Raw genomic sequence first — 25,654 nt, forward strand, 5'->3', positions numbered from 1 at the left:
GCGATGCAATACACTTGCATTGCCGTAGAGAGAGGTCCTCATGCACGTCGTCGCGTTGTCCGAGGTCACCGCGGAGATGGTCGACCTCGTCGGCGGCAAGGCGGCCGGGCTGGGCGAGCTGATCCGCCGAGGTGAGCGGGTCCCCGAGGGCTTCTGCGTCACCGCCGAGGCACACCGGCTCGGTGTCCTTCCCCGGGCGGAGATCGTCGCCGCGTACGAGCGGCTCGGCGCGGGCCCGGTGGCGGTGCGCTCCAGTGCCACCGACGAGGACCTGCCGGACGCGAGCTTCGCCGGGCAGCAGGACACCGTCCTGGACGTCACGGGCGCCGCCGAGCTGATCGCCGCGGTCAGGAGGTGCTGGGACTCCCTCCACACCGTCCGCGCGACCGCCTACCGCGACGCCCGCGAGATCGACCACCAGGCAGTCCGGATGGCCGTCGTCGTGCAGCGCATGGTCGCCCCGGTGGTGGCGGGGGTGCTGTTCACCGCGAACCCGCTGACCGGCTGCCGCGACGAGATGGCGGTCGACGCCGCGCGCGGCCTCGGCACGGCTGTGGTGGACGGCGCGGCGAGGGTGGACCACTACGTCCTGGACGGCGTCGACCGGGAGGAGAAGGGGTGCCTGACGTCCGCGCACCTGGCGGAGCTGCGGGCCACGGGTGAGCGGTTGCAGGGCCACTTCGGCTGCCCGCAGGACGTGGAGTGGGCGATCGACGGCGACGGCGTGCTGTGGTTGCTGCAGTCGCGGCCGATCACCAGCCTGTTCCCCGTCCCGCCACGGACCGGAAAGCCGCCACCCCGGATCTACCTGGAGTTCGGCCACGTCCAGGGCATGCTGCGACCGGTCACCCCGATGGGCATGTCGACCCTGCGGTCGCACATCGCGGCCATGCTCGCCGCGCTCGGCGTCCGGGTGGACATCGTCGACATCGGCGGGCGCCTGTACGGCGACGTGACCGAGCTGGTACGGAGCAGGTCGTCCAGGAAACGGCTGGTCAGGCTCATGGCGGTCGACTTCGGCCCGCGGGCGCAGGCGGTGATCCGGCACGTCCTGGCGGATCCGCGGTTCGCCGTGACCACGGGCGACACCGGGCGCGGCGCGGCGCCGGGGGCCGCGTCCCTGCGGACCGCCGGCCGCGCGGCGGTGGGGATCCTGCGCGCGCTGGCCCGTCCCGACGCGGCGCGGATCCGGATGTTCCAGGCGATCGAGGAGCTGAGAGCGGCGTCGGTGCCCCCCGCCAACCTGCTGACCGCCGCCGACCGGCTCCGCTTCGTGCAGTCGCGGGACTCCGAGGAGAGCGCCGACGCGATCATGTGGCCGATCGTCGCCGGGATGCTCGCCGCCGCGCTGCCGGCTTCGTTGCTCAAGGGTGTCGCGGGTCCGGACGAGATCCACACCGTGCTGGGCGGGATGCCGCACAACGTCACCATCGAGATGGACCTGGCGCTCTGGCGGCTCGCTCAGGGCGCGGGCGAGCACCGCCAGCTCCTGCTCGACACCCCGCCGCAGGAGCTGGCCGCGCGGTACCTGCGCGGGACGCTGCCCGACGTCGGCATGGACGGCTTCCTGGACGCGTACGGTCATCGTGGCGTCGCCGAGGTGGACCTCGGCGTACCGCGCTGGGCGGAGGATCCGGCGCCGGTCTTCGCGGCGGTCGCCAACTACCTGCGGGTCACCGATCCGCGGCAGGGACCCGACCAGCGCTTCCAGCGGGCCGCCGCGGCGGCCGAGACAGCCCTCGCGGAGCTGGTCAGGCGGGCCCGCCGCCGGCGGCCCGTGCGCGCCACGGCGGCCGGGTTCCTGCTGCGCCGCGCCCGGTCGCTGGCCGGCCTGCGTGAGGCCGGCAAGTTCGCCGGGCTGTACCCGCTGCGGGAGACGCGTCGGCAACTGCTGCTCGTCGGCGCCGAGCTGCACGACACCGGGCTGCTGGAACGGCCCGACGACATCATGTTCCTGACCCTCGACGAGGTGCGCGCGGCGGTGCACCGGAGCAGCGACCACCGGGCGACCGTCGCCGCCCGCAGGCTGGTGCACCGCAGGGAGTCCCGCCGCAGGGCGGTGCCCGTGGCGCTGCTCTCCGACGGCACCGAGGTCGAGACCGTACTGCCGGCGGCGCCCGCCGTCGACGGCACCCTCGTCGGCATGGGCGCTTCGGCGGGCCGGGCGACCGGCCCCGCCCGGGTCCTCCAGACCCGGCCACCGCCCACGTCGAGCCCGGCGAGATCCTGGTCGCCGCGACCACCGATCCCGGCTGGACCCCGCTGTTCCTCACCGCCGCGGCGCTGATCACCGAGACCGGCGCGATCATGGCGCACGGCCCCACGGTGGCCCGGGAGTACGGCATCCCCGCCGTCATCTGCGTGCCCGACGCCACGCGGACGATCCGCACCGGCCAACTCGTCACGGTGGACGGCGGCGCCGGAAGCGTCACCGTCCACTGACCGCCCCGGCACCGATCGTCGGCGGGAGCGTCCGGGCCACCCGCTGTGAAACGATCGAGGCCATGCCCAAGAAGGTCGACCACCAGGAGCGGCGCACCCTGATCGCCGACGCGTTGATGCGGGTCGCCGCGGACCAGGGCCTGGCGGCCGTCAGCCTCCGACACGTTGCTGCCGAGGCCGGGGTGTCCGCCGGAATGGTCCAGCACTACTTCCGCACCAAGGACGAGATGATGACCTTCGCGCTGGCCGTGCTCCGCGAGCGCAGCCAGCTCCGGGTCGAGGAAGCCACCGCGCGGCTGGGCGCGGACCCCGCCCCGCGGCTGCTGTTGCGCACGATGATCGCCGCGCTCCTTCCGCTCGACGAGCGGGCCCGTGACGACGGGCGGGTGGCGCTGGCATTCCTCGCCTACACCGCGGTACGGCCGGCGGCCGCGCCCGGCCTGCGCGAGGACACCGCGCGGCTGGCCGCGTTCATCGCCGGCGCCCTCCCGCCTCCGAACGCCGACGCCGCAGCGGCCGGCCTGCTCGCGCTGATGGAGGGGCTGGGCGTCTATCTGCTCGGCGGGCAGTACACCGCCGAACAGGCGCTGGGGGCGCTGGACGCCCACCTGGCACTGCTCTTCGGCTCGACCGCGGGTGCCTGAGCGGCCGACGCCGGACCCGTGCCGCGACGGCGCGTACGCCCCCGGCCGGGCGGGTCTCACGCGTCGCGCAGCGCGTCCTGCACCCCGGTCTCGCGGCGGCCGAGGTGCGCCGGGTCGCGGCCGGAGAGGAGGTCCAGGGCGGCCTTCACGCAGGCGCCGTACTCGCGGGTGGAGCTGATCCGCCACGTCCTGTCGTACCGGCGGGCGGTCTCGTCGCCGACCCCGTTGGCGTCGACGCCGAGCCGGCGGCACACCGTCACGGCGCGCGGCAGGTGGAAGGACTGGGTCACCACCGTCGCCCGCTGCACCCCGAAGACCCGCTTCGCCCGGGCGCACGAGTCGTACGTGTCGAAGCCGGCATGGTCCAGCACCACCCTGGTCGCCGGCACGCCGTTGTCGACAAGCCAGCGGCGCATCGCGCCCGGCTCGTCGTAGTCGGGGTTCATGTTGTCGCCGGAGAGCAGGATGGCGCGCACCTTGCCGGTGGCGAGCAGCCGCCGGGCGATCTCCAGGCGGCCGGTGAGGAACGGCGAGGGGGTCCCGTCGGGGTGGACCTTGGTGCCCAGCACCAGGGCGACCGGGGCCTCCGGGACGTCCTGCTCGGCGAAGATGTGCCCCTCCGCCCCGGCGCGGATCCAGTGCACGCTGGCCAGGGTGCCGCCGGTCAGGAGCACCGCCCCGACGACGGCCGCGACGACGGCGCGACGCAGCCAGCGCGTACGCCGGCGAGCGGCCGGGCGCGGCCTTCGGGTCAGCTTGGGAGGTCGGGGCCGCATGGGGCGAGTATCCCAGGGGCGCCCACCCGACCGGTCCCGCCCACGACGGGAGGACGCGACGGGGTTCGACCGGAACGGGCTTGACCGGACGAGGCATTCCTGGCGAACTCTCCTGGTGGACAACACTGATCTCGCCGCGCTCCTGGACTGTGTGGGGCGGACCTGGACCCCGAGTCAGCGGCTGCACGTCGGCGACGTCGCGTGGGCGTACGCCCACGGGGACGGCAGCGCGGCCCCCGACGTCAGCCTGGCCTGGGGCGATCCCCTGCTGGGTTTCGCCGACGTGTGGCTGCCCGGGTCGACCGGGCAGCCCGCGACGGCGGCCCTGCATCTGGCCGCGCAGACCATGACCACCCGTCAGCTCGCGGAGGCCGTCGACGAGCTACTGCGGGTGGCGCCCCGCGTCACCGTGGAGGCGTCCCGGCAGCAGACCGAGGTCGTCGAGGCGCTGAGGACCCGGGGCTTCCGGGAAACCGGCGGGCCGTGGTTCGCGCGGCTGTGGCGGAGCCTCGCGGACCTCTCCGACCTGGCGGCACACCCCGTCCCCGAGGGCTACTCGGTCCGGCCCGCCCTCCGCCACGAGCTGGCGCGGCGGGTCGAGGTGCACCGCCGCTGCTGGGACCCGGCACGCATCAAGCGGATGCTCGGCCTGCCGGTGACCGGCGACGAGGCCGGCTCGGGCTACTCGGCCGAGAGGCACCGGGCGGTCATGGACACGCCGGTGTATCGCGGGGAGCTGGACATGGTCGCCGTGGCGGCCGACGGGTCGCTGGTCGCCTACGGCCTGGGCTGGCTCGACGCGGGGTCGGGGTCGGTCCTGTTCGAGCCGGTCGGTACCGACCCGCGGCACGGCGGGCGTGGGCTGGGGCGCGCCGTCTGCGCCGAGATCCTGCGGGCCGCCCGTGACCTCGGCGCCACCCAGGCGGTCGTCGGGCCGCGCGGCGACGGCGGGTACCCGGCGCCCCGCCGGCTCTACGAAGGGCTGCGGATGCGCGAGGTCGCCCAGGTCGTCTCCTTCGTCACCGGGTGACGAGCCGGCAGGGGACGCGGCGTGGCCGGGGCGGCCCCGGCGACACCCCGGCCACCCGGCGGTCCGGGCGCTCGCGGGAGTCGTCCCGTTGCGGTACTCTGCGTGCTCTCTTCATCACGCTGTCGTCGTATCGAGGGGGAAGCCGATGGTTGACCGGCAGCCGGTCGCCCAACCGTCCTTCGCCAGCGAGGGCTCGGAGCCGATGCCCTGGTCGCGGGCGCGTGAGCGGTTGGCGGAGGCGCGGGACTTCTTCCTCTGCACCGTCCGGCCCGACGGCAGGCCGCACGCCGTGCCGCTGCTCGCGCTGTGGCTGGACGGTGCCATGTACTTCTGCTCCAGCGAGTCCGCGCACAAGGTCGACAACCTGGCCGCCAATCCGCGCTGCGTCCTCACCGCCGGCGGAGTCGATCTCGACCTCTCGGTCGAGGGCACGGCGGCGCGGGTCACCGACCCGGCCACCCTGAAGCGGGTCGCCGAGGGCTACGGGGAGAAGTACGGCTGGCAGGTGACCGCGGTCGACGGCGGGATCGACGGCGACGGCATCGGCCCGGCACCGTACGTCGTCTTCGAGGTGACCCCCGCGAAGGTCATCGGGATGGGCAAGGACGCCGGCTTCACCGCCACCCGCTGGCGCTTCGACTGAGTACGCGCAGCCAGCTCGGGGCCGTGGTTGATATCGTTCGCCTGCCGGCCCACCGGGGCGGTCCGACCCCTCGCTCCCCGCGTCGCCGATGCCTCGGGCGCGGCCGTCGGTGATCTGAGCAGCGCGGGAGAGTCGGGAGCCGGGGCCATGATGACCGCCTTCAGCTGGTCGGAACTCCGGCGCGAACCCGTCTACGAGGACGACCAGCTCCTGGTGCTCGACAAGCCGCCCGGCATCTCGGTGATGGGGGAGCGGCACACCGACTCCCTGACCGACCTGGCCGCCGCCGCCGGCGAGCCGGTGCACTGGGTGCACCGCATCGACAAGGTCACCTCGGGGCTGCTGTTGCTGGCCAGGACGCCGGCGGCGCACGCGTCGCTGACCCGGCAGTTCGCCGACCGGGGCGCCGACAAGCGGTATCTGGCCTGGGTGGAGGGGGCGGGGCTGCCCGACCGCGGCACCGTCGACCTGCCGCTGCGGCCGGGCCGCAAGGGCACCATCCGGATCGCGGGCGACCGGCAGGCGATCCGCTACGACGCCGACCGCCGTCGCTTCGAGCTGCCGGAGTCGGCGATCGACCGGTCCAAGCCGTCCTACGAGTCGCGTACGGAGTTCGCGACCGCGCTGGTCGGCGACGACCGTACGCTGCTGGTGTTGAAGCCGGTCACCGGGCGACGCCACCAGATCCGCGTCCACCTCGCCTGGCTCGGCTTCCCGATCGTCGGCGACCCGCTGTTCCACCGCGGCCAGGAGGGCCGGCGGACGTACCTGCACTCGTGGGGCTGCGAGATCACCTGCGACTGGCGGGACGAGCCGCGCAGCCGGTTCTGGGCGCCGCCCGGCGCCGACTTCCTCGACGTCTTCGCCGACGGCGAAAAGCCCCGGCTCGACGAGGCACTCGGGTCGCTGGCCGGCTGACCGGAGCCGGCCGGCGCCGCCGTGGCGCGGCACCCACCCCCCTGCGCCCCCGCCACCGGCGTCGGGGTCGAGATGTCCGCCGGAAGTTCCAGCCGAGCGGGGCCTTCGGTGTCGTTTCCAACAGATCCGGCCCCTTGTGGATGCTCGGCATAGCGGCGCGGCGGGGCGGACCATTAGGCTCGATTGGCTGGGTGGAGCCGCCGGACATCGCCTTCACTCGATGCCTGGATGTGAGTATCGGCTGGTTGCGGCACCGAAGGGCAGGACGGGAGTGACCCTAGACGGCGAGCCAGGAGCCGACTTCGCCGAACGCGAGGACGACAGACGCGTGGCGTACGAGGTCACCGGCGCGCCCGACGGCTCCCCCGTCTTCCTGCTCCACGGCACGCCCGGCAGCCGCCGTGGCCCCAAGCCGCGCGGCATCGTGCTCTACCGCATGGGGGTCCGGCTGATCGCCTACGACCGTCCGGGCTACGGGGACTCCGACCGCCGCGAGGACCGTGACGTCGCCGACGCCGCCCGCGACGTGGAGGCGGTCGCCGACCACCTGGGGGTCGAGAAGTTCGCCGTCGTCGGTCGCTCCGGGGGCGGGCCGCACGCCCTCGCCTGCGCGGCCGACGCCCGGCTGCGCGGCCGGGTGACCCGGGTGGCGGTGCTGGTCAGCCTGGCCCCGTGGAACGCGATCGAGCTGGACTGGGTCGGGGGCATGAACACCGGCAACGTGCGCGGGTTCGGTGTCGGGGCCCCCGACACCACGGCGGTGGTCGAGGAGATCCGCCAACGGGCCGAGCGGGCCGCCGCCGACCCCCGGCTCCTCCTCGCCGACCTGAAGACGGAGATGAGCACGGCGGACCGCCGGGCGGTCAACGACCCGGCCCTGCGCCGGCTGATCACCGACACCTACGCGGAGGCGCTCCGCGCCGGCCCCTACGGCTGGATCGACGACGTGCTGGCGTTCCGCCGGCACTGGGCGTTCGACCTCCGGGCGATCGACACGGCGGCGACGCCGGTCCGGTTGTGGCACGGCGCCGACGACAACTTCGCCCCGGCAAGCCACGGTCGCTGGCTGGCCGCCCAGATTCCCGGCGCCGAGATGGAGATCCGGCCCGGGGCGGCACACTTCGACGCGGTCGAGGAGCTGCCGCGCATCCTGCGCTGGCTCGTCGACCCCGACCCCGCGCCGGCCCGGGACCTGCTGATCGGCGCCCGGCCCGGTCAGTAGGGGTGCGGGTCGAGCACCCGGCGCACGTACCGCCCGTCGCGTAGCACCACGACGCTGGGGTGGTGCTGCCCGATCCGGTTGGCGAGCCGGTCGGCGATGCGCATCCGGCCGATGCTCACCCGCCCGCCGGACAACGCCTGGTTGGCTGTCTCCAGGTTGCCCCGGCTGCGCAGCGTGTCGGGATGCTCGGCCCCGAGCACCTCGGTGAGCTGCTCCACCACGGCACGCAGCCGCTCGCTGCCCCGCTCCGCGTCGCCGGCGAGGATGGTGAAGACCGCGGCGTTGTTGGCCGCGGCCATGCTGAACGGGTGCCGGTCGCCGAGCACGGCGAGCACCGCCTCCGCCGCCGTCTCGGTGAGCGTCCGGCCGGTGCCCGTGTCGCCGGCGTCCCACAGGGCCACGCCCAGGTTGATCCGGCAGACCAGCGAGTACGGATGGTCGGGGCCGAACACCCGGGCGAACTGCTGCTCCACCTCGACCAGCTCCGTGAGGGCCTGCGCGCTCTGCCCCTGCAACATCAGGTTGGCCGTCCGGCTGAGCCAGCTGAAGAGCGTGTCCGGGCTGGTCGGCCCGAGGCTCGCCAGCAGCCGCTGGTAGGTCTCGTCGAGCAGCTGGGCCGCCTCGGCGATCTCGCCGGTGCTGCGCAGCGACGCGGCCAGGTTGGCCTGCGCGGTGAGCACGTCGCGGGAGTGGTCGCCGTACAGGTGCCGGTAGCCGCTCACCACCTCCCGCAACAGCGCCACGGAACCCTCGTAGTCGCCCGTCTCCCGCAGGTCGCGGGCGAGGTTGTTGGCCGACGCCAACGTGTTCGGGTGGTCGGGGCCGAGGACCACCCGCAGCCGACGGTGGGTCGCCTCGTCGCCGTCGAGGGCCTTGTCGAACATCCCCATCAACCGGTAGGACGCGGCCAGGTTGTTGGCGGCGATCAGGGTCCCGCGGTGGTCCTCGCCGAAGACCTCGACCGAGGCGGCGAACGTCCGCAGGTCACGCTCCAGGGCCTCCCGGTAGCGGCCCAGGGTACGCAGGTCGGCGCCGTAGCCGCCGGCGGTCATCAGCGTGTGCGGGTGGCTGTCGCCGATCAGCTCCTCCTGCTGGCGCAGCGTGTCCTCGTCCAGCCGGTGGGCCTCGCCGAACCGCCCGAGGCTGCGCAGCAGGTTCGCCCAGTTGAACCGCAGGTGCAGCAGTTGGACGCGCAGCTTGCGGTGCTCCGGCCCGTCCGGCGGGAACTCCGCCAGCAGCGCCGACCAGACGGCCTCGGTCTCCCGCGCGTACCGCTCGCCCTGCTCGTAGCCGCCGTTGACGTAGATGTAGCGGACCCGGTCGATGACGAGCTGCCGGACGTCGTCGTCGCGGCAGGAGATCGCGTCGGACCCGTCGAGGTGCGGCCAGAGCATCCGGAACCGCTGCCGGTTCGCCGGGTCCTCCACCTCGCCGGGCGGTCGTGATCCGGCGAGGACCTGGTGCACCTCGTGCTTGGCCGTGACCAGCTCGTCGTCGGACATCCGGGCGCGCAGGGCCGTCTGCAGCAGCCGGTGCACCTGCACCCGGTGGGCGTGCGGGTCGAGCTTGATCAACGCGAGCTTGTTCATCCGCTGCACCAGCGCCGCCGCGATGTCGCGCTCGGACACCCGGTCGGCCACCCGGGCCGCCACCACCGGGTCGTACGGGGCGACGACCTGGGCCACCTGGTCGCCGTAGAGCAGGTCGAGGGAGATCTCCGGGGCGAGCACCGACGCGAGCTGGAGGAGACGGTAGGCCCCCGGGGAGCCCTGCCTCAGCCGTTGCAGCGGGAGGTCCCAGACCTCCGTCTCCAGGCCGGTACGGCGCAGCCCGGCCAGGTACTCGTCGACCGGGGTGCGGGTGTCGGCCAGCCACGCCCCGACCGTCGCCACGAAGATCGGCACGTTCTCCACGGCGTCCGCGACCCGCTCGGCCTCGGCGACGCTCATCAGGTGCTCGCCCAGCCGGGCACGCAGGTGCGCCACGCTCTCCGCCCGCTCGAACGCCTCCACGTCCACCGCCCGGGCCAGGTCGCCCCAGTCCGGGTTGCGGGTGGTGACCAGCACGTGCCCGTTGCCCTGCGGCAGGTAGGGCCGGACGTCCTCGTACTGGTCGGCGTTGTCGAAGACCAGCAGCCAGTGCGGCGGCGCGCTGCCGTCGGCGCGGCGCTCGGTCTGGCTCAACCGCTGGCGCAGGGCGCGGTTGGTCTCCGGGATCGTCGTCTGGCTCGGCAGGCCCAGCTCCTCGCTGAGTTCCGTCATGATCACGTCGACGAACTGTGGCGGGTCGGCCGCGACCCACCAGATGATGTCGTACGCGCCCCGGAACCGGTGGGCGTACTCGATCGCGAGCTGCGTCTTGCCGAGACCGGGGCCGCCCCGCAGCGCGACCGGGGTCCCGCCGCCCGCCGCCCTCAGCTCCTCCCGGAGCCGGCGCAGCAGGTCCTCGCGCCCGGTGAAGCGGGCGTTGCGCGCCGGCGCGTTGAAGACCGCCGCGCGTACGCCCGGGAAGCGGGCGGGGCGCGGGCCGGCCGCGCCCACCGTGCGCCCGACCAGCTTGAGCAGGTGTGTCGCCGCGTCCTCGGCGGTGAGGTCGTGCACGGCCGTCCAGCTGCCCACCGGGACGTCCGGCACGGGCGGGGTGTCGTCGACGTGCACCGCCAGCCAGGCCGGCGCGCCCTCCTCGCCGTCGGGCTCCCGGCGGGCGCGCCGCGCCGTCAGGTAGGCCCGCGAGACCAGCCGGACCTCCCGGGAGGCGGTGCCCGCCGCCTCGGGCGCCGGCCCGTGCACCGGCGCGGTGACCACCCGCAGGTCGGCGGAGTTCAGCACGGCCTGCGCCCACTCCGCCCAGACCTGGTCCTCGGGCACGTGCCGGAGCACGATCAGCTCGTCCACCACCACCGGCTTGCGCTCGAAGCGCTGCACCGTCCGGCGGCGCAGCTGGTCGTCCATCCGGGGCAGGCCGGTGATCCTGCCGTTGGTGATGTGGCCGGTCAGCGTCTCGTACGCGGAGAGCAGGGTGGTCCGGCCGCCCGGCTCGTCGCCGAAGGTCGCCAGCGTCTCCTCGTAGGCGTAGTACGCGCGGTAGGGCACCTCGACGGTCAGCCAGTACGCCTGCCGTTCGCTCTCGGTCATGCCCCCCGGCAGGCCGGCGAAGCGCTGCATGGCCAGCGACCGGCCGGCGTCCCGCTTGCCCTTCTCCCCGTCGTCGACCCGCATCGGCACGGGCAGCACCCGCCGCGCCCGCCGCCCCTCGTAGTCGCGCACCCGGGCAGCCACCGCCGCGGCGCCGTCGATGCCCTGGTCGCTGAGGGTGAAGCAGTCGACCAGGACGTCGGGCAGGTGGATGGTGCAGATCTCGGCGACGTCGCTGATCCCGGTGCGGCTGTCGATGAGCGCGTAGTCGTAGTGCCGCTTCATGTCCTCGCGCAGGGCGTCGAAGAACTGCGCGCCGCCGAGCCGGTTGTAGAAGTTGTCCCAGTTGAGGCCGGTCACGCTGGTGGCGTAGTCGGGGTTGTGCCGGCCGGCCAGCAGCAGGTCGAGGCTGCCGCCGCCGGGGAACTCCCAGCCCACCGAGAACGCGTACCGGTGGACCCGGGCGTACTCCCGGTGCCAGTCGCCGGGGCGGGCGTCGGCGTCGGTCTCCTTGCGCCGGCGGGCGTTCTCCCACTCGTAGTCGAGGATCAGGTCCATCACGCCGCCCGTGGTGGCGACCTGCTCCGGGTCGAGGAACGGGGCGTAGAACCGGTGCAGGCCGGGGGACTCCAGGTCCCAGTCGGCGACGAGCACCCGCTGACCGTTGGCGGCGAGGATCCACGCGGTGTTGGCCAGCGCCATCGTGCGGCCCGTACCGCCCTTGTAGGAGTAGAAGGTGACGACCTGACCCTCGCGCGATGGCGTCATCGCTCGTCCTTCCCTCGCGTGGTGTCGAAAGGCCGCGCCGGCGGCGGACCGGGGGCCGGTCCCGGCGGGGCGGCCGGTAGCAGGCTCGGTTTCGGGGCGGCCGGTCCCTCCGGCGGGTCGACCGGGCCGTACCGGAGGAACTGCTTGCGCGCCTCGGTCACCAGCAGCGGCGTGCAGCGCTCGAACTCGTCGATCGCCCGCACCGGCAGGACCCGGGGGAAACCGGCGTCCTGCAACGTACCTGCGATCGCCTCGGGTGCCGCCTCGCCACGCTCGGACCCGGCGGCGATGACCAACGGGACGACCCAGCGGGGCAGGCCGTCCAGCGCGGACCGGACGGCGGCGGCCCCGGTCGCGGCGTCCACCAGCACGACCGCGGGGCTCTCCGGCGCCAGGGCCCGGGCCGTCGCCAGATCGACGACCCGGGTGGGCAGGCCGAGTCGCTCGGCCGTCGCCGCGACGTAGTCGGCCACCGCCAGCTCGTGCTGCCCGGCGTACGGCCGCCAGCCCGCGTGGTCGGTGAGGGCGGTGACCACCAGCGCCGGGCCGCCGCCGTCGGTGACCGGGTGGCTGGACAGGGCCGCCGCCCGGGAGCGGGCCAGCGGCTGCGTCTCGGCCACCGTGACGATCCGCTCCGCCAGCGCGGCGAGGACGTTCTCGTACTGCCGGCGGTAGGCGCTGAGCTTGCAGAGGGCGCGCAGACCGTTCTCGGCGTAGTCCGCCCGGTCGTCGGCGTCCCGGACCAGCTCCAGCGCGTGCGTCGTCTCGGGGCGCTCGCCCCAGGACGGCAGCGGCAGCCACAGCACCGGCAGGAGGTGCCGTTCGGCGCTCGCGGGGGCCAGCCGGGCGAGCCGGCTGCGGAACGACTCGCGTTCGCCCAGCGCCCAGGCGTTGCGGAAGTAGTTCGGCGAGTGCAGCGGCACGAAGACGTGCGCGAGGCTGAGCGCGTCGGTGAGCGTCTGCCGCAGGTCCGCCCCCGGGCTGACCAGGCCGTCGAAGAAGCCGGCGTCGAGATCGCCGGCCCTCGTGGCGCTCCGCCGGACGGCGGCCGTCAGGTCCTGGAAGAACCGGCTCACCCAGTAGTCGGTGTCCGGCCGGGACGCGGCGGAGAGCGGCACCGAGTGGGCGTAGCTGAGGAAGAAGTAGGTCTCCCGGCGGGGCGCGACGCGGCTCCCGGCGAGGTCAGACCAGGTCATGCCCGACCTCCTCGAACCTGTCGCGCAACTGCCGTACGTCGGTCGGCACCTGCGCCCGCACCCAGTGCGTCTGGTAGGCCCGGGCGACCCGCTGCGCCAGCCGCCAGACCACCGCGTCGTAGGCGTCCTTGCCGTTCTTGCCGAGGCTCAGCAGGCCGTAGATGCCCTCGTCGCGGTATTGCGGGGCGATGTCCGGAGGCAGCCGGGTGGGGGTGAACATCTGCCGCCGCGACACCACCTCCGGCACCCGCCGGCGCTCCACCACGGACCAGTTGACCGGGATGACCGGCGTCTCGCCCGTGGACGGGTCGGCGCCCGGCCGGGTCAGCACCGGCCGCCGGGAGAAGGCGTCCCACTCGCGGGCGCACCAGGCGCTGTTCAGGTACTGCGGCGAGATCAACGGGATGAAGACCTGGCAGTGGCCGGCGGCGAAGGCGAGGTCGTCGGTCCACACCTGCCCGCCGTCGAGCATCCGGTCCATGAAGCCGGCCGTCCGCCCCGGCCCCAGGCCGAGCAGCTCGACGACGTGGTCGGAGAGGTCGACGAAGAGCTGGAAGACCTTCTGGTTGGTGTCGCGTGGGGGTGCCGCCACGTGGTTCCTGGTGTGGGCGTAGCTGAGGAAGAACACGGGGGCACTCTCGTCCTCCCAGTACGTTTCCTCCGCCACCTACGGCTCCCGAGCGGTGCAGCGACTCCCAGCCGCCCACAGTATCGACCACGGTCGACCCGGCGCTGCCCCACCCGTCACGGTCGGTGTTCATCCATCCACCCTCGGGCGAAGTCGACGGCCACCCGCAGGCCCACCAGCCGGCTGTCGGCGTCGCCGACCCGGCCCGCCCGCACCGGCCCCACGTCCGTGAGGGCCCGGCCGATCAGCGGAAAGTCGGTGTCGTCCAGGTCCGGGGCGCGGAAGTCCCGCCGGACCCGCCGCCCGTCGGCGTCGCGCACGTAGCACCGGTACGCCCGCCGGGCGGGCGGGCGACGCAACCGGTGCTCCGCCAGGTGGAACGCCGTGCAGACGGACCAGTCGACGCCGAGCAGCAGCAGCACGGCGTCGGCGGCGTAGAGCGCGCCCAGGGGCGAACGCTCGCCGAGGTGACAGTCGAGGTCGTGGACGGCGGTGAGGCGGGCCGCGGCGGGGCCGAGGGCGGCGAAGGAGGTCTGCGGGTGCCGGCTCCGCGACGCTCCCGACTGCCGGCGTACGTGCTCGGCGAGGACGCCCATGCCCTCCGCGGGGCTGCGCTCCGGGTCGAACGGCACGATGGCCGCCTCCGCCGCCGCGACCCCGGCGGGGCCCAGGCCGGCGGTGGCCGCCCGGAACGGCCGCGACGTGGTGGAGTTCCCGGCCGTCTGCGCCGGTACGACCACCGTGCCCGCGTCGCCCAGCACGTCGCGCAGGGCGGCGAGCAGGGTCGCGGGACCGCCCGCCACCCGCCCGACGCGGGACAGGGCGCAGTGCACCAGCACGGTGGCCCCCGACGGCAGCCCCAGCGCGCGCAGGTCGGCCGCCAGCGCCCCGCGCCCGAGCGGCCCCGCGGTCACGGCCACCCGTCCAGCGTGGCCCGCATCCCCCGGGCGAACCGCTCCCCCTCGGCGGTCAGCACGCCGAGGTCGAGCAGGGCGTCGAGGGCGCCGCCCGTCCAGGCCCGGTAGCGGCGGAAGTGACCCTCGGCGGCCGGGCCGGGGCGGCGTCGCCACACGTCGGCGACCGCCAGGTGGGCGTAGGCGCCGTGCAGCACGCCCTCCACCGGCCGGGGGTCGTCCCGCCACGGCACGCTCAGCGTCCGGGGGTCGTCGCGGTCGAACAGGTCGCAGACGTCCAGCACCGCGCCGAGCTTGAGGTGCTGCACCTCGTGCACCAGCAGCACGGCGAGGGTGGCGTCGTCGGGTACGGCGGTGACGGCCACCGCGCCGAACGCGGTGCCGGCGGCGGCGCTGCGGAACCGGCCGGTCGGCTCCGCACGCAGCGGCACCACGGCCCGCAGCAGGGTGCGGACCCCCGCCGCGTAGTCGGCGGCCTCGGCGTCGACCCGCCGGACCGCCCGCTCCAACCGCCGCGCCCAGCGCAGCGCGGCGGCGTCGGGGAGCCGGGGTTCGACCGGCAGGTCGTAGCAGTCCCGATACGGGTCGGTGTCTTCCAGCAGCAGCCGCCGCCCGTCGAGGCTGACCGTGCGCACCGGCAGCCAACCGTCTGGTCCGTCCGCGCCGTCCGGGGCGCCCTGCCGGCCCGGTTCCGTGGCGACCCGCCGGCCACCGAGCCGGAGGTCCCCGTCGTCGATGGCGAGTCGGACGACGCCGCGCCCCGCGCAGGCGGCGAGCGCGCCGAGCGTCGGCAGGCTGACCAGCCCGTCGCGCACCGGGACGGGCAGGTCGGTGCGGACCCGGGCGCGGACGGCGGCGGCCGCCGCCACGCACGCCAGGTGGGACAGCTCGGCCACCCCGTCCCGGCACCGCCTGGCCCACCGGCTCACGAACGGGTGCGACAGCACGGCGCGGACGGCGTCCGGGTGCGTCTCGTCCAGCCGGACCAGCAGCCGCCACCCTTCGGCGGCCACGGGGTCGCCCGCGGCCCGCTCGCTGAGCGCGACCAGCAGGGCGCGCACCAGCGCCAGGTGCACGGCGCCGAGCTGCTCCGCCGAGCCCGCCGTGCCCGGCCCGGTGGCGAGGTCGTCGAGGACCCCGGGGCTGAGCGAGTCGGCCGGGCGCGGGGGCTCCCCGACCACCGGGGCCGTCGTCACCACCCGGGCGAGTCTCAGCAGGTCGCGACAGTAGACGGACGGGTTGTCGAAGCCGTTGCCGGCACGGTACCGGTGGGCGTAGAGCCCGCCCCCGCAGTGCCGGACCACCGGGCACCCGCGGCAGGTCGCGCAGAGCCCGGCCAGCCCGCTCTGCCGCACCGCGATCGCCGGGTGGGCCGCCGCGTCGTCCACCCGGTGCCGGAAGACGTCCAGGCCGGTGACGGCGGCGCCGTCGAAGGCGGACTTGAGGGAGTCGACCTGCTCGAACGTGCCGTCGGTCTCGACCACGACCAGGTCCGCCGGGGCGAGCCCGACCGCCTCGCTGCGGCTGCCGCGCCCGGACGCGGTGGAGAGCAGGGACTCCAGCAGGCGGATCGGCACCGGGCGCCCGTCCGCCAGCCAGCGTCGGTGGACGGCCAGCAACCAGTCGGCGTACGGCGTGGCGACGCCGTCGGGACGCACGGGCGGGCTGTCCCAGTTGGCGTGCGGCAGCAGGAAGTCGACGTGCGGGGGCTCCTCGGCCAGCAGCGCCTCGTACACCCGGATCGGGTCGTTGGCGAGGTCGACCGTGCAGAGGATGCCCGCATAGCTCGTGCGGTACGCGGGCCGGCGCAGCAGCGACAGCGCCCGCAGCACGCGGCGGTGGCTGCTGGCCCCGTTGGCGTGGCGACGGTGCCGGTCGTTGGCGGCCCGGTCGCCGTCGAGCGAGATCCCCACCTTGACGTCGTGGGCGACCAGCACCTCGCAGACGGCCGGGGTGAGCAGCACGCCGTTCGACTGCATCCGCAGGTCGAGGCGGGCCACCGCACCGACGACGCGGCGCAGGGTGGCGGCGGTGGCGTCGAGCCGGGCGGCGCCCGCGAGCAGGGGCTCGCCGCCGTGCAGCACCACCCGTACGACGTCGAGCCGGTGCGCCGCCGCGTGCTCCGCGATCCGCCGCGCGACGGCCGCCACGGTGGCGGGGGCCATCACCCGGGGCTGACGCCGCCACGACTGGTCGGGGTGCTCGTAGACGTAGCAGTGGTCGCAGGCGAGGTCGCAGCGGCTGACCAGCTTGAGCACGTACTGCGACAGCGGCGCGACGCGCCCGGTCGGCTGCCTGCCCGGCCCGGCTGGCTCAGATCGCAGAGATGAAGGCCGCGACGTCGACACGGGACGGGCGATCCTCCCTGCGGCTCGTCACGCGGGCGACCGATCGGGCCCGGTCGAGGGGGATCCGGCCGAGCGGGGTGCGCCGGAGGTCGTCCAGCGGCGGTGGGGTCGGATCGGGCTGGCGTGCGTTGCGCTCCACGTCGGTTCCCCCAGCTGGGTCGGGAGTGGACGGCGGCCCGCCCACGACGACGGTCTACGACGGCTATCGACGATGCTATATGGCACGCGGTGTGATGTCACTGCTGCGCTGCGCCATCCTGCTCGATCATCCTCGCCATCCACCCCTCGTTGGAGAGCGAGATGATCCGCTCCGCCTCGGCGACGAACGCGTCGTCGTCGGTCCAGCCCCGCCCGGCCTCGCGGGTCGTCCGCAGCCGGGTGAGCTGGTCGGCCGTGCGGGCGTACTCGATCTGGTGGTGCTCGTACTGCTGCGCCGAGCCGTAGCCGGCCAGCGCGGTGGTCACGGCAGCGGCGACACCGATCCAGGCGGTGAGCCCGAGGTTGTCGCCGAGCACCCCGACGGTCGCGGAGACCAGGGCGGCGGCGACCGTGAGCCCGGTGGCCGCGTACCGCACCCGCCGCGCGGCCCGGGCCATCCGGCGGGCCGCCGGCAGGTAGTAGCCGTCGACCTGCCGCTGCAACCGCTCCGCCACGTACGAGGGCACGTCCGAGACCGCCGGCAGCGGCCGGGCGGCCGGCGGCGCGTCGAGGGTGCGGCCGACCAGGTCGCCGGCGTCGTCCATGAGCGCGTCGAAGCGGCCGAGCAGCACGGCGTCGCGGTCCGCGCCACCGAACGGGGCGACCCCGGCGAGGTAGCGGTAGGTGTCCGCCTTCAGCGCCTCGGAGACCGAGCGGAGCCGGGTCCACGCGTGCACCGCCTCCCGGGACGCCCACCGGGCCGCCAGCGGCACCAGGAGCAGCGCCGTCGCCGCGACGATCGCCAGCGCCCGGCCCGCCGCGGGCTGAGCCTGCCCGAGCTGGTTGGCGAGGGTGCCGCAGACGGCGGCGCCCACGGTGAGCGCGGCGATGGTCAGGCGCGCGCCGGTGATCGTCCGCTTGGCCCCGCCGGACGCCCAGGACCAGGACGCCTGCCGCTGCCAGACCGTCGCGACCGCCGCCGGGATATCGAAGTTCGCCACGATCGGATGGTAGGACGGTCGCGCCCGTGCAACGGGGACCCGAGCCGGCCCGGCGGTCCCGGGCGGCCGGCGCTCAGCGGGGCAGGAAGGCGTCGTACGCCCCGTCGTACCAGTCGGCCTCGTTGTGCCGGCGGACCGTGCCGCCGACCCGGGTGAGCATCAGCCAGTTGTCGTTGAGCACCAGCGCCGCGTCCTCGGGCCGGTCGGCCAGGATGCGGCCCACCGTCCGCAGCATGTGCGGCCTGCCCTTCTCGGTCAGGACGTCCTTGCGCATGTGGAAGTCGACGTCGACGTACGTCTCCGGCTCCCACTCCCAGAGTGCGCCGCCGTCGTCCTCCGCCGCGTAGTAGCCGTGGCGGCCCGAGACGATGCTGACGGCGTATCCGGACTCGTCGCCCCGGCCGGCGCTGAGCATCCGGGCGCCGGAGACCGTCGTCGTCTCGGTCGCCCCGGGGGCGGTCAGCGCCGCCACCTGCTCCAGCGGGACGTCGCCGGCGAGCGTCAACCGATAGGTGATGGACATGTTTTCGCCCTTCCTCAGTCCCGCCGCACGACCTGGACGATCGTGCCGTTCCGGGTGATCGCCACCAGCTCCTTCAACGCCGGTACCGGCCAGTCGTCGAACTGCTTCTGCAAGGCGGCGAGGTCCCCGCGCCAGTCCCGGAGGTGCAGCACCACGCGCTGCGTCTGCCCGCGCTCGACCTTCCTGGTGACCGCACTCCAGACGGACCGGGGCGGTACGGAGGAAGTGGGAGCGTAGCAATCGAAGACGTGCCCCTCGACCAGGTAATCCGGGGACTTGTCCGGATCGACGACATCGCCGGTGTCGAGCTGCGTGGTGGCGATCTCCTGTTTCGTGGGGTTCTGGTGCACCCGGTAGCCCTGGTCGGCGACCCTGTCGGCGGCGTCGTTCTCCAGTTCCAGGCTGCGGCGTTCCGCCGGCCTCTCGTTGGCCGGGATCCGGGTGCGTCGTCCGGTGGGCGCGCCGCCCGGGGTGCCGGTGGCCGGCCTGGTCCAGGGCGTGCCGGCGCGGTCGGCGGCGTCGGCGTCCGCCGGCGCGGGAGCCGCGGTGGTGGGGCTGGCCGGCGCGGCGCCGCCAGCCCCGGTCAGTTTCCCGCGGAGCCCAGCTGCCGTGCCTCGGCGATCGCCGTCTCGACGGGCTGCCGGGCGGTGGCGGTGCGCTGGACCATCAGCGCCAGGACCTGCCTGATGCTCTCCAGGGACTGCAGCAGCGGCCCCGGCTGGCCCCCCTGCAGGACGGCGACGACGAGCTGCCGCGTCTCGCCGACCTGCGCGGCGGTGGCGGTGGCGGCGTCGCGGATGCCGTCGATCGCGCTCCGCACGGGCGCCAGGCCGGCGATCGTCTCCTGCGGGCTGGCCTGCTGCGGGACGGCGGCGGTCGCCCTGGCGGCCTCGGCGATCGTCGTGGCGAGGCCACCCAGGCCGCCCCGGATCTCCGAGATGGCGCCGCGTACCCGGGCCAGGCCCGCCGCCACGGCGGCGAAGCCGGCGCCGGCGGCCCGCAGCGCCACCTCCTGCGCCTGGTTGTCGGCGGCGGCCGCCAATGTCTGCGCCCGGTCGACGCCGGTCGTCAGCGCGCGGAGTTCTCCGGTGATCTTCTCGATGTGCGACACGCGGCCGACTGCTCCGATCGGAAACGGTATGGATGCTGCCCGAAGCCGAAAGTAGCGACATCCGGCCGCGCCCACCAGCCCCGGTGCAGACGGAACCGCCCCCGGCGCCAGCAGGCGTCCGGGGGCGGTCCGTGGTGAACGCGGTCAGATCAGGATCTTGAACATGTTCCAGCCGCTGCCGGCCTTCACCGGGGCGGCGAAGGAGCCGTCACCACGGCCGGCGTGCAGCCAGAGGACGCCGGTGGCGTCGCGGGACACCAGGTCGCGGCGGCCGTCCTCGTCCAGGTCCCCGATCGGGACGACCGCGTTGTAGCTGGCCCAACCGGTGGAGACCTGTGTCCGGCCGCTCCAGCCCTTGTTGCCGTTGCTGAAGTACCGGTACATGACGCCGGCGGAGTCGATGCCGAGCAGGTCGCCGTGGCCGTCGCCGTTGAGGTCGCCCGCGCCGAACACCCGTGGGTAGATGCCCCAGCCCGATCCGACCTGCACGCGCGGGTTGATGGCACCACCTCCGGTGGTCGTGTACAGCCACAGCTTGCCGTCGTTGTCGATGCCGAGGATGTCGTCGTGACCGTCGCTGTCGACGTCGCCGGGAGCGAGGATCGACCGGTACATCATCCACCCCGCACCCAGGCTGACCGTCTGCGCGCCACCGAAGCCCAGGTGGCCGGTGCCCCGGTACGCCTTCATGCCGCCGTTGCCGTCCCGCACGAGCAGATCCGGATACACGTCACCGTCGTAGTCGCCGAACGGCACCAGGGCCGAGGTGCGGGCGGCACCGGAGCAGCTGAGACACCATTCCTCGGTGAAACCGTTGCTGTGGAGCCGGCCGGGCGCGGCTGCCGACGGGTCGGTGCCGTACCAGTGGCCCTCGCCGGTGGTCTTCACGCCGAGCAGTCCCGGCCCGCCGAGGCAGCTGTAGCCGCGGAAGGGGAAGGTGCCGCAGGAGACGACCATGTCGCCGGAGCCGACCGTCACGGGCGCGGCGGATTCGGTGGGCGTGCCGCTCAGCGTCCACGTGTACGCCCCGTTGAGCGCCGGCTGTCCCGAGGGCAGCCGGCCGTCCCACCGCAGGCCGACGTACGTCCGGGCCATCGCGCCGGAGGCTCGGTGGACGACCTCGCCCGTCCACTTGCGGGAGATCGCGAGCTGCCAGCTCCAGAGCGGCCGGGTCAGCCCCACGGTCGCCTGCCACGGCTGGGCGTCGGTACGCGGGTTCGTCGAGTCCTGCGACCGGACGCTGCCGGGCCCGGGTGCGGTGCCGGGTACGCCGGCGTCGAGCACGTGCACCGCCCGGTCGGCATCCACGTACGCGACGCCGGAGCCGTGCCGGTCGACCGTCCAGGTGACGTCCCGACCGTCGGCCGGCGCGCCGCCGGGCAGGTCGGCGAGCTTCACCTGGGGCTGGAGGGTGCCGTCGTGGAAGGCGGTCATCACGAGGCCGCCGGCGGCGGTGTCGTGCCGGACGAGGAAGCCGTCGCCGAGCAGCGCCGGCCCCGACGGCACGGTGAGGTTCCGGCCCGTCTCGACGTCGTGGACGCCGGCCGGGCCGGTCGCGCCGCAGGCCCACCACAGCCACCTGGCGCTGGTCCGCACCTCGGTCGGCACGCAACCCGCGCCGGTGGCGACGGTGCGCGTCGTCTTCCCGCTCGACAGTTCGACGGCCGTGAGCTGGCCCGCGGTCGTCGTCGCGGCCCACAGCGTGCCGAACCAGAGCGCCGCCCCGGTCTTCGGCATGCTCCGGATCACCTGGTCGGTGGTGATGTCGACGACGTGCTGGTCGTTCGAGACACCGTCGGCGACGAGGAGCAACGAGCTCGTGGCGTCGAGGATCCGTCCGTTCCGGGTGGGCAGGGGGGTGTGGTCGTACCCGGCCGTACCGTTGCGCACCGTCAGCGCGGTGTCCGCCGTGCCGGGGACCAGGTACGCGGCCCCGAGGTCGGTCCCCTCGACGAGGCGTACGCAGTTGAGCCCCGTCGCACAGGGAGCCGGAGTTCCCCGCAGGGTGGCCCTGGTCCCCGGCGTGATCCCCGGGTCGGGGAAGACCGGGTGGTCGAAGGAGACGTACTCGGCCGCGCCGGTCTTCGGCGACACCTGGGACTGGACGTGCCGGATCAGCCCCTGCCGGTAGCTGATCCCGGCGTTCCCCACCGGGTCCCGCACCGGCAGCACCGGCGCGATCAAGGGCGTCTGGCCTGGCCGACCGGTGATCCGGTGCACCGCCCAGTCCCCGCTGCCCGAACCGCCCACGACCAGGGCGGTGCCGTCCGGCCCCTGCACGAGCGCCCGGAGACCCCAGGAGATCTTCGGTAACAGCGTGGGGCGGGGGGCGGTGGTCTGCACCGGCACGCTGACCGCCGGGAAGTGCTCACCGGTGTCGTCGACCTGACTCCGGCTGATCACCAGGCCGCCGTCGACGACGACCGTCCGGAGGAGACTGTCCTGCGGGACCGTCACCAGCCGGGCCGAGGTGTCGGCGCCGCTGGTGAGGCCGCTGCGCGAGTAGAGGTGGTACTGGCCGCCGCCGGACATCCAGCCCACGGTGTCGCCCGAGAGGCGCCAGAAGGCCGACGGTACGCCGGTGGGGATCCTCTTCACGGTGGCGGTCGCGAGGTCGAGCAACCCCATCCGCTGCGTGGCGTCGACCAGGTAGCCGACCACCACCGAGTTCTCGTCGCCGACGGGCGGCAGCCCGCCGGGCCTGGCATCGCTCGGGATGCCGGCCACCGGCGTCGTGGTCCACGTACCGTCGCCGCTGAAGGTGCGCAGCTCCAGCTGCACGCCGGTGAGCGGCGGCTTGCGCAGCAGCATCCGCTGGCCGTACACGCCCCAGAGGACGTGGTCGGCCGGAATCTCCCACTGCTGCCAGCTCTGGTCGGCGAGGTCGAGCAGGCTGACCTTGCCCGGTGCCGGCCTGGCCGGCACCGGGGCGGTGGTGGAGACGCTGTCGTCGCCCGCCGGCTTGATCGCCGACGGTTCGACACCTGCCAGGTCCTCGACCACCACCGTCGCCCCGGTGTCGTAGCGGGTCCACAGGTAGTCGGCCGACTTGTTGTGCGAGTGCAGGAAACCGGTGCGGCCGGCGAAGTGCACCGCCTCGAAGGCGGGCACCGTCGCGTCCTTGCGGGGGATGACGGCGATCTCCCGAGGTGCGGTGCCGGGATCGGCGGCAGCAGGCGCCACCGGAACGATCAGCAGGCCGAGGGCGAGGGTGGTCGCCAGAGCGCCTGCCGGAAGATTGCGACCCAAAGAGATCCTCCTGGACGGGGTGCGCGAGATGCGCGCAGCCTACCGACAGGAAGGAGCGGGGACGCGCCGCCGACCGGCTGATGCCGCGGACGGAAGGGCGGCCCGGCCCGCGCGTGGCCGCGGTCCGGGCCGGACCAGGGCGTACGACCGCTCAGAGCGGTGCGCCCGCGGCCCTGCGGCGCCGCTCGGCCCGGCGCCGCACCCGCGTGTACGCGCCCGTCAGCCCCATCGCCCGACGGACCTCGACGAGGGTCTGCCGCACCTCCAGGCGGGTCCGCTCGGTGCCCTCGACGATCAGCTCGTCGACCAGCCCCGGGTCGGCCTCGATCCGGGCCCGGCGCTCCCGGATCGGGTCCAGGAAGCGGTTGAGGGCGGCGGCCAGCTTCTCCTTCACCTCGACGTCACCCACCCGCCCCGCCCGGTAGCGTTCCTTGAGCCCGTCGACCTCGGCGCGGTCGGGGTTGAAGATGTCGTGGTAGGCGAAGACCGGGTTCCCCTCGACGGTGCCGGGCACGTCGGCCCGGACCCGGTTGGGGTCGGTGTACATCCCCAGCACCGCGCGGCGCACGGTCGCCGGGTCGGCCGAGAGCGGGATCGCGTTGCCGAGGCTCTTGCTCATCTTCGCCCGGCCGTCCGTGCCCACCAGGGTGGGCGTCTCGGACGCGATCATCTCGGGTACGGGGAACACCTCCCCGTAGAGATGGTTGAAGCGCCGGGCGATCTCCCGCGTCACCTCGACGTGAGCCGCGTTGTCCCTGCCGACCGGGACGACCTGCCCCTTCACGCAAAGGATGTCGGCGGCCTGGAGGACCGGGTAGCCGAGCAGCCCGTACGGCATCTCCTCCTTGCCGGCTGCGGTGGTCATCTCCTTGAGCGACGGCACCCGCTCCAGCCGGGGCACCGTGACCAGGTTCTGGAGCAGGGTGTTCAGGTCGCCGACCTCGGGAATGGCCGACTGGAGGTAGAAGGTGGCCCTCGCCGGGTCGACGCCGGCGGCCAGGATGTCGGTGACCATCTCCCGGGCGTTGACAGTGACCCGCTCGATGTCCCCGCGGGTGTTCCGCGTGGTGAGCATGTGCAGGTCGGCGATGATGAAGAAGCTCTCGTAGCGTCGGTGCAGCCGCACGCGGTTGGCAATGCTGCCGACGTAGTGGCCGAGGTGCAGCCGCCCGGTGGGGCGGTCCCCGGTGAGCATCCGTGGGACGGACATGGTGATGGGCCTTTCGTGCGCGGTGGACGGGGCGTGCGCGGAAGCGCGCCGACCGGGCGGGACACCCGGATCGGTCGGGATCGGCTCAGAGAGCCGACCGCCATCGCGCGCCGTCGCGGAACCGCAGTCCACCGGCACGAAGTACGTCGATCATCCGCTCGCGGCCGTCGCCGCAGCCGCCGCGGGAGACAGCCGCCGCACGCGGCACGAGGCCGTCGAGCGGATCGACGACCCCCGGCGCGTGGCTGACCATGTCCACAGGGTAGCCGCCGCGTACGGTCGCGGTGGTCCCGCTCGGCGCTTACCGGTAGCTCTCCCGGTAGTAGTCGCCGATCCGGTCCCGGTAGTCGGGCTCGCCGTACGCGTCCGGGTCGAAGGCGGGCGACTCCTTGACCTGCTCCCGGGTGCGGTCCACGTGCACGGTGCGGTCGAGGTGGTCCACCCGCGTCACGGTCCCCACCGGGAGCAGCACCTTGCGGCCGAAGATCCACGGTCCGGTGTCCACCACCAGCCACCGGGCGCCGGTCTCGTCGCTGGCCGCGTCGACTGAGCCGATCCGTCCGTTCATGGCCTCCACCCGGTAGCCGACGAGGTCGACCGGGGTGCCGGGGCCGGGCGCGTCGGGCCCGTCGTCGGTGCGCTCCGGCCCGTCGGGCGGTGCCGCGTCGGGTGTGGCTCCGGTGTACCCGCCGGCGAGGGCGGACGGGTCGCGCCAGGCCCAGGGGTTGAAGGTCGACGGCTGCACGGGTCACCTCCGATGACGGTCTGCGCCGGTCCCGAAGGCAGTGCCCCGCTCCCGCCCTAGGGAAACCGGTAGGCCCCGCTCCCGCCCGGGGAACAGGCCGCGTCCGCCGCGGCCCCGAGAGACGACGGGCGCAACGGGCGGGCACCGACCCCGGCGATCAGCCGGCCCGCCCGTACCGCGCTGGCATACTCGGCAACCATGGTGCTGTCGCGCGGCTGGGCGCTCTTCCTGACCGGGGTCGGGATCTGGACCTGGGTGATCTGGCCGAGGTTCGCGGTGGCCATCTGGCAGGACCCGCGGGCCTGGTCGACCGGCACGGTGGGCGAGTTCCCGGCCACCGGCTTCCTCTGGATCCACGCGCTGCTGATCGCGGCATCGCTGCTCATCGGCACCACCGTCGGCGTGCTCGGCGTCCGGGCCTGGCGGGCCGCCGGGCGGCGCTGAACAGGCAGGACAGCGGTACGGCAATGGTGTGACCGGGGACGCCTCCCCCGGATTTGACGAGCAAACCCACGGACGCGTAACTTTCTCTCTGCCAGCGCGGAACGGACGAAACGGGGCAATGCTCCGGAAGGCCGGGCGCGGGAATGAGCTTCGGGTCCGCCGGGTTGTACCCATCGGTACCCGGACCGGGCGGGGCCGGCCGGATCAGCCGCGAGGCGGATTTGGCGCGGCGGAACCGACCGGGTAAGGTTCACGACCGGCAGGAAACCGGGCGAGCTCGCGGGAGACCGCAGAGCGGCCGGTCTGCCAAATCCGATGATCAACCACAGCGGCGTGCCGCTGCGCGCGCCCATCGGAGAGATCCGTACGAAGCGCGACAGACCGGGACAAACGGTTTGACACGGCGGAGACGGTGAGGTAACGTTGTAGAAGTGCCCGGCGCGAGAGCGGCGGGTGTGGTGATTGAAATGCCCCGGGTCGGGGGCTCCACGGTGTGGGGTTTCCGGGCGGTGTGTGGTTGTTCTTTGAGAACTCAACAGGGTGCTTGATAAGCCAGTGCCAAATTGATTT

The 25,654-nt window shown here is 74.2% G+C and carries 22 protein-coding genes; 8 read left to right on the top strand and 14 right to left on the bottom strand.

What is annotated here, in order from left to right:
* The first annotated feature begins 40 nt into the window (after window positions 1-40).
* The 3 genes from V6V16_RS22555 (at window position 41) to V6V16_RS22565 (ending at window position 3,086) form a co-directional block, all read left to right on the top strand.
* On the top strand, window positions 41-2,287 hold the full coding sequence (locus V6V16_RS22555; protein WP_334565048.1) for a PEP/pyruvate-binding domain-containing protein: 2,247 nt from the start codon (window positions 41-43) through the stop codon (window positions 2,285-2,287).
* Complete coding sequence (locus V6V16_RS22560) at window positions 2,263-2,442, top strand: PEP-utilizing enzyme (RefSeq protein WP_334565077.1); 180 nt, start codon at window positions 2,263-2,265, stop codon at window positions 2,440-2,442. Before V6V16_RS22555 ends, V6V16_RS22560 begins: the two co-directional genes overlap by 25 nt.
* A 62-nt stretch (window positions 2,443-2,504) precedes the next feature.
* The gene (locus V6V16_RS22565; protein WP_334565050.1) at window positions 2,505-3,086 is read left to right on the top strand and encodes a TetR/AcrR family transcriptional regulator; all 582 of its coding nucleotides are present in this window, start codon (window positions 2,505-2,507) and stop codon (window positions 3,084-3,086) included.
* A 56-nt stretch (window positions 3,087-3,142) separates the two neighbouring features.
* Here the strand turns inward: V6V16_RS22565 and V6V16_RS22570 are convergent, their stop codons facing one another.
* Window positions 3,143-3,862, bottom strand: coding sequence for a SanA/YdcF family protein (locus tag V6V16_RS22570; RefSeq protein WP_334565051.1), 720 nt, complete (start codon window positions 3,860-3,862; stop codon window positions 3,143-3,145).
* Between the two features lie 115 nt (window positions 3,863-3,977).
* On the opposite strand from V6V16_RS22570, the gene V6V16_RS22575 reads away from it, so the two are divergent.
* The 4 genes from V6V16_RS22575 to V6V16_RS22590 all read left to right on the top strand — a co-directional run bounded on the left by V6V16_RS22575 (window position 3,978) and on the right by V6V16_RS22590 (window position 7,675).
* Entirely contained in the window at window positions 3,978-4,892 is a 915-nt protein-coding gene (locus tag V6V16_RS22575; RefSeq protein ID WP_334565053.1) for a GNAT family N-acetyltransferase, read from the top strand.
* Between the two features lie 145 nt (window positions 4,893-5,037).
* Window positions 5,038-5,535 (top strand): pyridoxamine 5'-phosphate oxidase family protein, encoded by a 498-nt coding sequence (locus V6V16_RS22580; RefSeq protein WP_334565055.1) that lies wholly within the window; start codon window positions 5,038-5,040, stop codon window positions 5,533-5,535.
* Between the two features lie 147 nt (window positions 5,536-5,682).
* On the top strand, window positions 5,683-6,453 hold the full coding sequence (locus V6V16_RS22585) for an RluA family pseudouridine synthase (protein ID WP_334565056.1): 771 nt from the start codon (window positions 5,683-5,685) through the stop codon (window positions 6,451-6,453).
* Window positions 6,454-6,724: 271 nt separating this feature from the next.
* Window positions 6,725-7,675 carry an alpha/beta fold hydrolase gene (locus tag V6V16_RS22590; protein WP_334565058.1) on the top strand — a complete coding sequence of 317 codons (951 nt, stop codon included), beginning with the start codon at window positions 6,725-6,727 and terminating at the stop codon, window positions 7,673-7,675.
* On the opposite strand, the gene fxsT is transcribed toward V6V16_RS22590, so the two are convergent.
* The 13 genes from fxsT to V6V16_RS22655 all read right to left on the bottom strand — a co-directional run bounded on the left by fxsT (window position 7,669) and on the right by V6V16_RS22655 (window position 24,640).
* On the bottom strand, window positions 7,669-11,577 hold the full coding sequence (gene fxsT, locus V6V16_RS22595) for an FxSxx-COOH system tetratricopeptide repeat protein (protein WP_334565060.1): 3,909 nt from the start codon (window positions 11,575-11,577) through the stop codon (window positions 7,669-7,671). The genes V6V16_RS22590 and fxsT overlap by 7 nt on opposite strands.
* Window positions 11,574-12,773 carry a TIR-like protein FxsC gene (locus tag V6V16_RS22600; protein WP_334565062.1) on the bottom strand — a complete coding sequence of 400 codons (1,200 nt, stop codon included), beginning with the start codon at window positions 12,771-12,773 and terminating at the stop codon, window positions 11,574-11,576. The genes fxsT and V6V16_RS22600 overlap by 4 nt, the downstream gene beginning before the upstream one ends.
* On the bottom strand, window positions 12,760-13,440 hold the full coding sequence (locus V6V16_RS22605; protein WP_334565064.1) for a TIR-like protein FxsC: 681 nt from the start codon (window positions 13,438-13,440) through the stop codon (window positions 12,760-12,762). The genes V6V16_RS22600 and V6V16_RS22605 overlap by 14 nt, the downstream gene beginning before the upstream one ends.
* Before the next feature lie 77 nt (window positions 13,441-13,517).
* A complete protein-coding gene (locus V6V16_RS22610) occupies window positions 13,518-14,315 on the bottom strand; it encodes an aminoglycoside N(3)-acetyltransferase (RefSeq protein WP_334565078.1) in 798 nt (265 codons plus the stop codon).
* The gene (locus tag V6V16_RS22615; protein WP_334565065.1) at window positions 14,312-16,573 is read right to left on the bottom strand and encodes an FxsB family cyclophane-forming radical SAM/SPASM peptide maturase; all 2,262 of its coding nucleotides are present in this window, start codon (window positions 16,571-16,573) and stop codon (window positions 14,312-14,314) included. Before V6V16_RS22615 ends, V6V16_RS22610 begins: the two co-directional genes overlap by 4 nt.
* A gap of 326 nt (window positions 16,574-16,899) precedes the next feature.
* A complete protein-coding gene (locus V6V16_RS22620; protein WP_334565067.1) occupies window positions 16,900-17,802 on the bottom strand; it encodes a DUF4231 domain-containing protein in 903 nt (300 codons plus the stop codon).
* Window positions 17,803-17,875: 73 nt separating this feature from the next.
* Window positions 17,876-18,325, bottom strand: a complete 450-nt coding sequence (locus V6V16_RS22625; RefSeq protein WP_334565068.1) for a SitI3 family protein — start codon at window positions 18,323-18,325, stop codon at window positions 17,876-17,878.
* Between the two features lie 14 nt (window positions 18,326-18,339).
* Window positions 18,340-18,762 carry a hypothetical protein gene (locus V6V16_RS22630; RefSeq protein WP_334565080.1) on the bottom strand — a complete coding sequence of 141 codons (423 nt, stop codon included), beginning with the start codon at window positions 18,760-18,762 and terminating at the stop codon, window positions 18,340-18,342.
* 146 nt (window positions 18,763-18,908) lie between these two features.
* A complete protein-coding gene (locus V6V16_RS22635) occupies window positions 18,909-19,436 on the bottom strand; it encodes a DUF6244 family protein (protein ID WP_334565070.1) in 528 nt (175 codons plus the stop codon).
* Between the two features lie 144 nt (window positions 19,437-19,580).
* Complete coding sequence (locus V6V16_RS22640) at window positions 19,581-22,685, bottom strand: VCBS repeat-containing protein (RefSeq protein WP_334565072.1); 3,105 nt, start codon at window positions 22,683-22,685, stop codon at window positions 19,581-19,583.
* Window positions 22,686-22,836: 151 nt separating this feature from the next.
* Complete coding sequence (gene trpS, locus V6V16_RS22645) at window positions 22,837-23,895, bottom strand: tryptophan--tRNA ligase (protein WP_334565073.1); 1,059 nt, start codon at window positions 23,893-23,895, stop codon at window positions 22,837-22,839.
* A gap of 85 nt (window positions 23,896-23,980) precedes the next feature.
* The gene (locus V6V16_RS22650) at window positions 23,981-24,148 is read right to left on the bottom strand and encodes a hypothetical protein (protein ID WP_334565074.1); all 168 of its coding nucleotides are present in this window, start codon (window positions 24,146-24,148) and stop codon (window positions 23,981-23,983) included.
* A 48-nt stretch (window positions 24,149-24,196) separates the two neighbouring features.
* Window positions 24,197-24,640 carry a PRC-barrel domain-containing protein gene (locus V6V16_RS22655; RefSeq protein ID WP_334565075.1) on the bottom strand — a complete coding sequence of 148 codons (444 nt, stop codon included), beginning with the start codon at window positions 24,638-24,640 and terminating at the stop codon, window positions 24,197-24,199.
* A 198-nt stretch (window positions 24,641-24,838) separates the two neighbouring features.
* On the opposite strand from V6V16_RS22655, the gene V6V16_RS22660 reads away from it, so the two are divergent.
* Complete coding sequence (locus tag V6V16_RS22660; protein WP_334565076.1) at window positions 24,839-25,084, top strand: SCO4848 family membrane protein; 246 nt, start codon at window positions 24,839-24,841, stop codon at window positions 25,082-25,084.
* Window positions 25,085-25,654 lie beyond the last annotated feature (570 nt).

Origin of the sequence: Micromonospora sp. CPCC 205561 (genome assembly GCF_036906775.1) — a bacterium.
In the GTDB taxonomy this organism is placed as follows: Bacteria; Actinomycetota; Actinomycetes; order Mycobacteriales; family Micromonosporaceae; genus Micromonospora.

Coding starts and splice junctions, on each gene's coding strand:
- V6V16_RS22555 (WP_334565048.1), top strand. CDS start 41: ATGCACGTCGTCGCGTTGTCCGAGGTCACCGCGGAGATGGTCGACCTC.
- V6V16_RS22565 (WP_334565050.1), top strand. CDS start 2,505: ATGCCCAAGAAGGTCGACCACCAGGAGCGGCGCACCCTGATCGCCGAC.
- V6V16_RS22570 (WP_334565051.1), bottom strand. CDS start 3,862: ATGCGGCCCCGACCTCCCAAGCTGACCCGAAGGCCGCGCCCGGCCGCT.
- V6V16_RS22580 (WP_334565055.1), top strand. CDS start 5,038: ATGGTTGACCGGCAGCCGGTCGCCCAACCGTCCTTCGCCAGCGAGGGC.
- V6V16_RS22585 (WP_334565056.1), top strand. CDS start 5,683: ATGATGACCGCCTTCAGCTGGTCGGAACTCCGGCGCGAACCCGTCTAC.
- fxsT (WP_334565060.1), bottom strand. CDS start 11,577: ATGACGCCATCGCGCGAGGGTCAGGTCGTCACCTTCTACTCCTACAAG.
- V6V16_RS22600 (WP_334565062.1), bottom strand. CDS start 12,773: ATGACCTGGTCTGACCTCGCCGGGAGCCGCGTCGCGCCCCGCCGGGAG.
- V6V16_RS22625 (WP_334565068.1), bottom strand. CDS start 18,325: ATGTCCATCACCTATCGGTTGACGCTCGCCGGCGACGTCCCGCTGGAG.
- trpS (WP_334565073.1), bottom strand. CDS start 23,895: ATGTCCGTCCCACGGATGCTCACCGGGGACCGCCCCACCGGGCGGCTG.
- V6V16_RS22650 (WP_334565074.1), bottom strand. CDS start 24,148: ATGGTCAGCCACGCGCCGGGGGTCGTCGATCCGCTCGACGGCCTCGTG.
- V6V16_RS22660 (WP_334565076.1), top strand. CDS start 24,839: ATGGTGCTGTCGCGCGGCTGGGCGCTCTTCCTGACCGGGGTCGGGATC.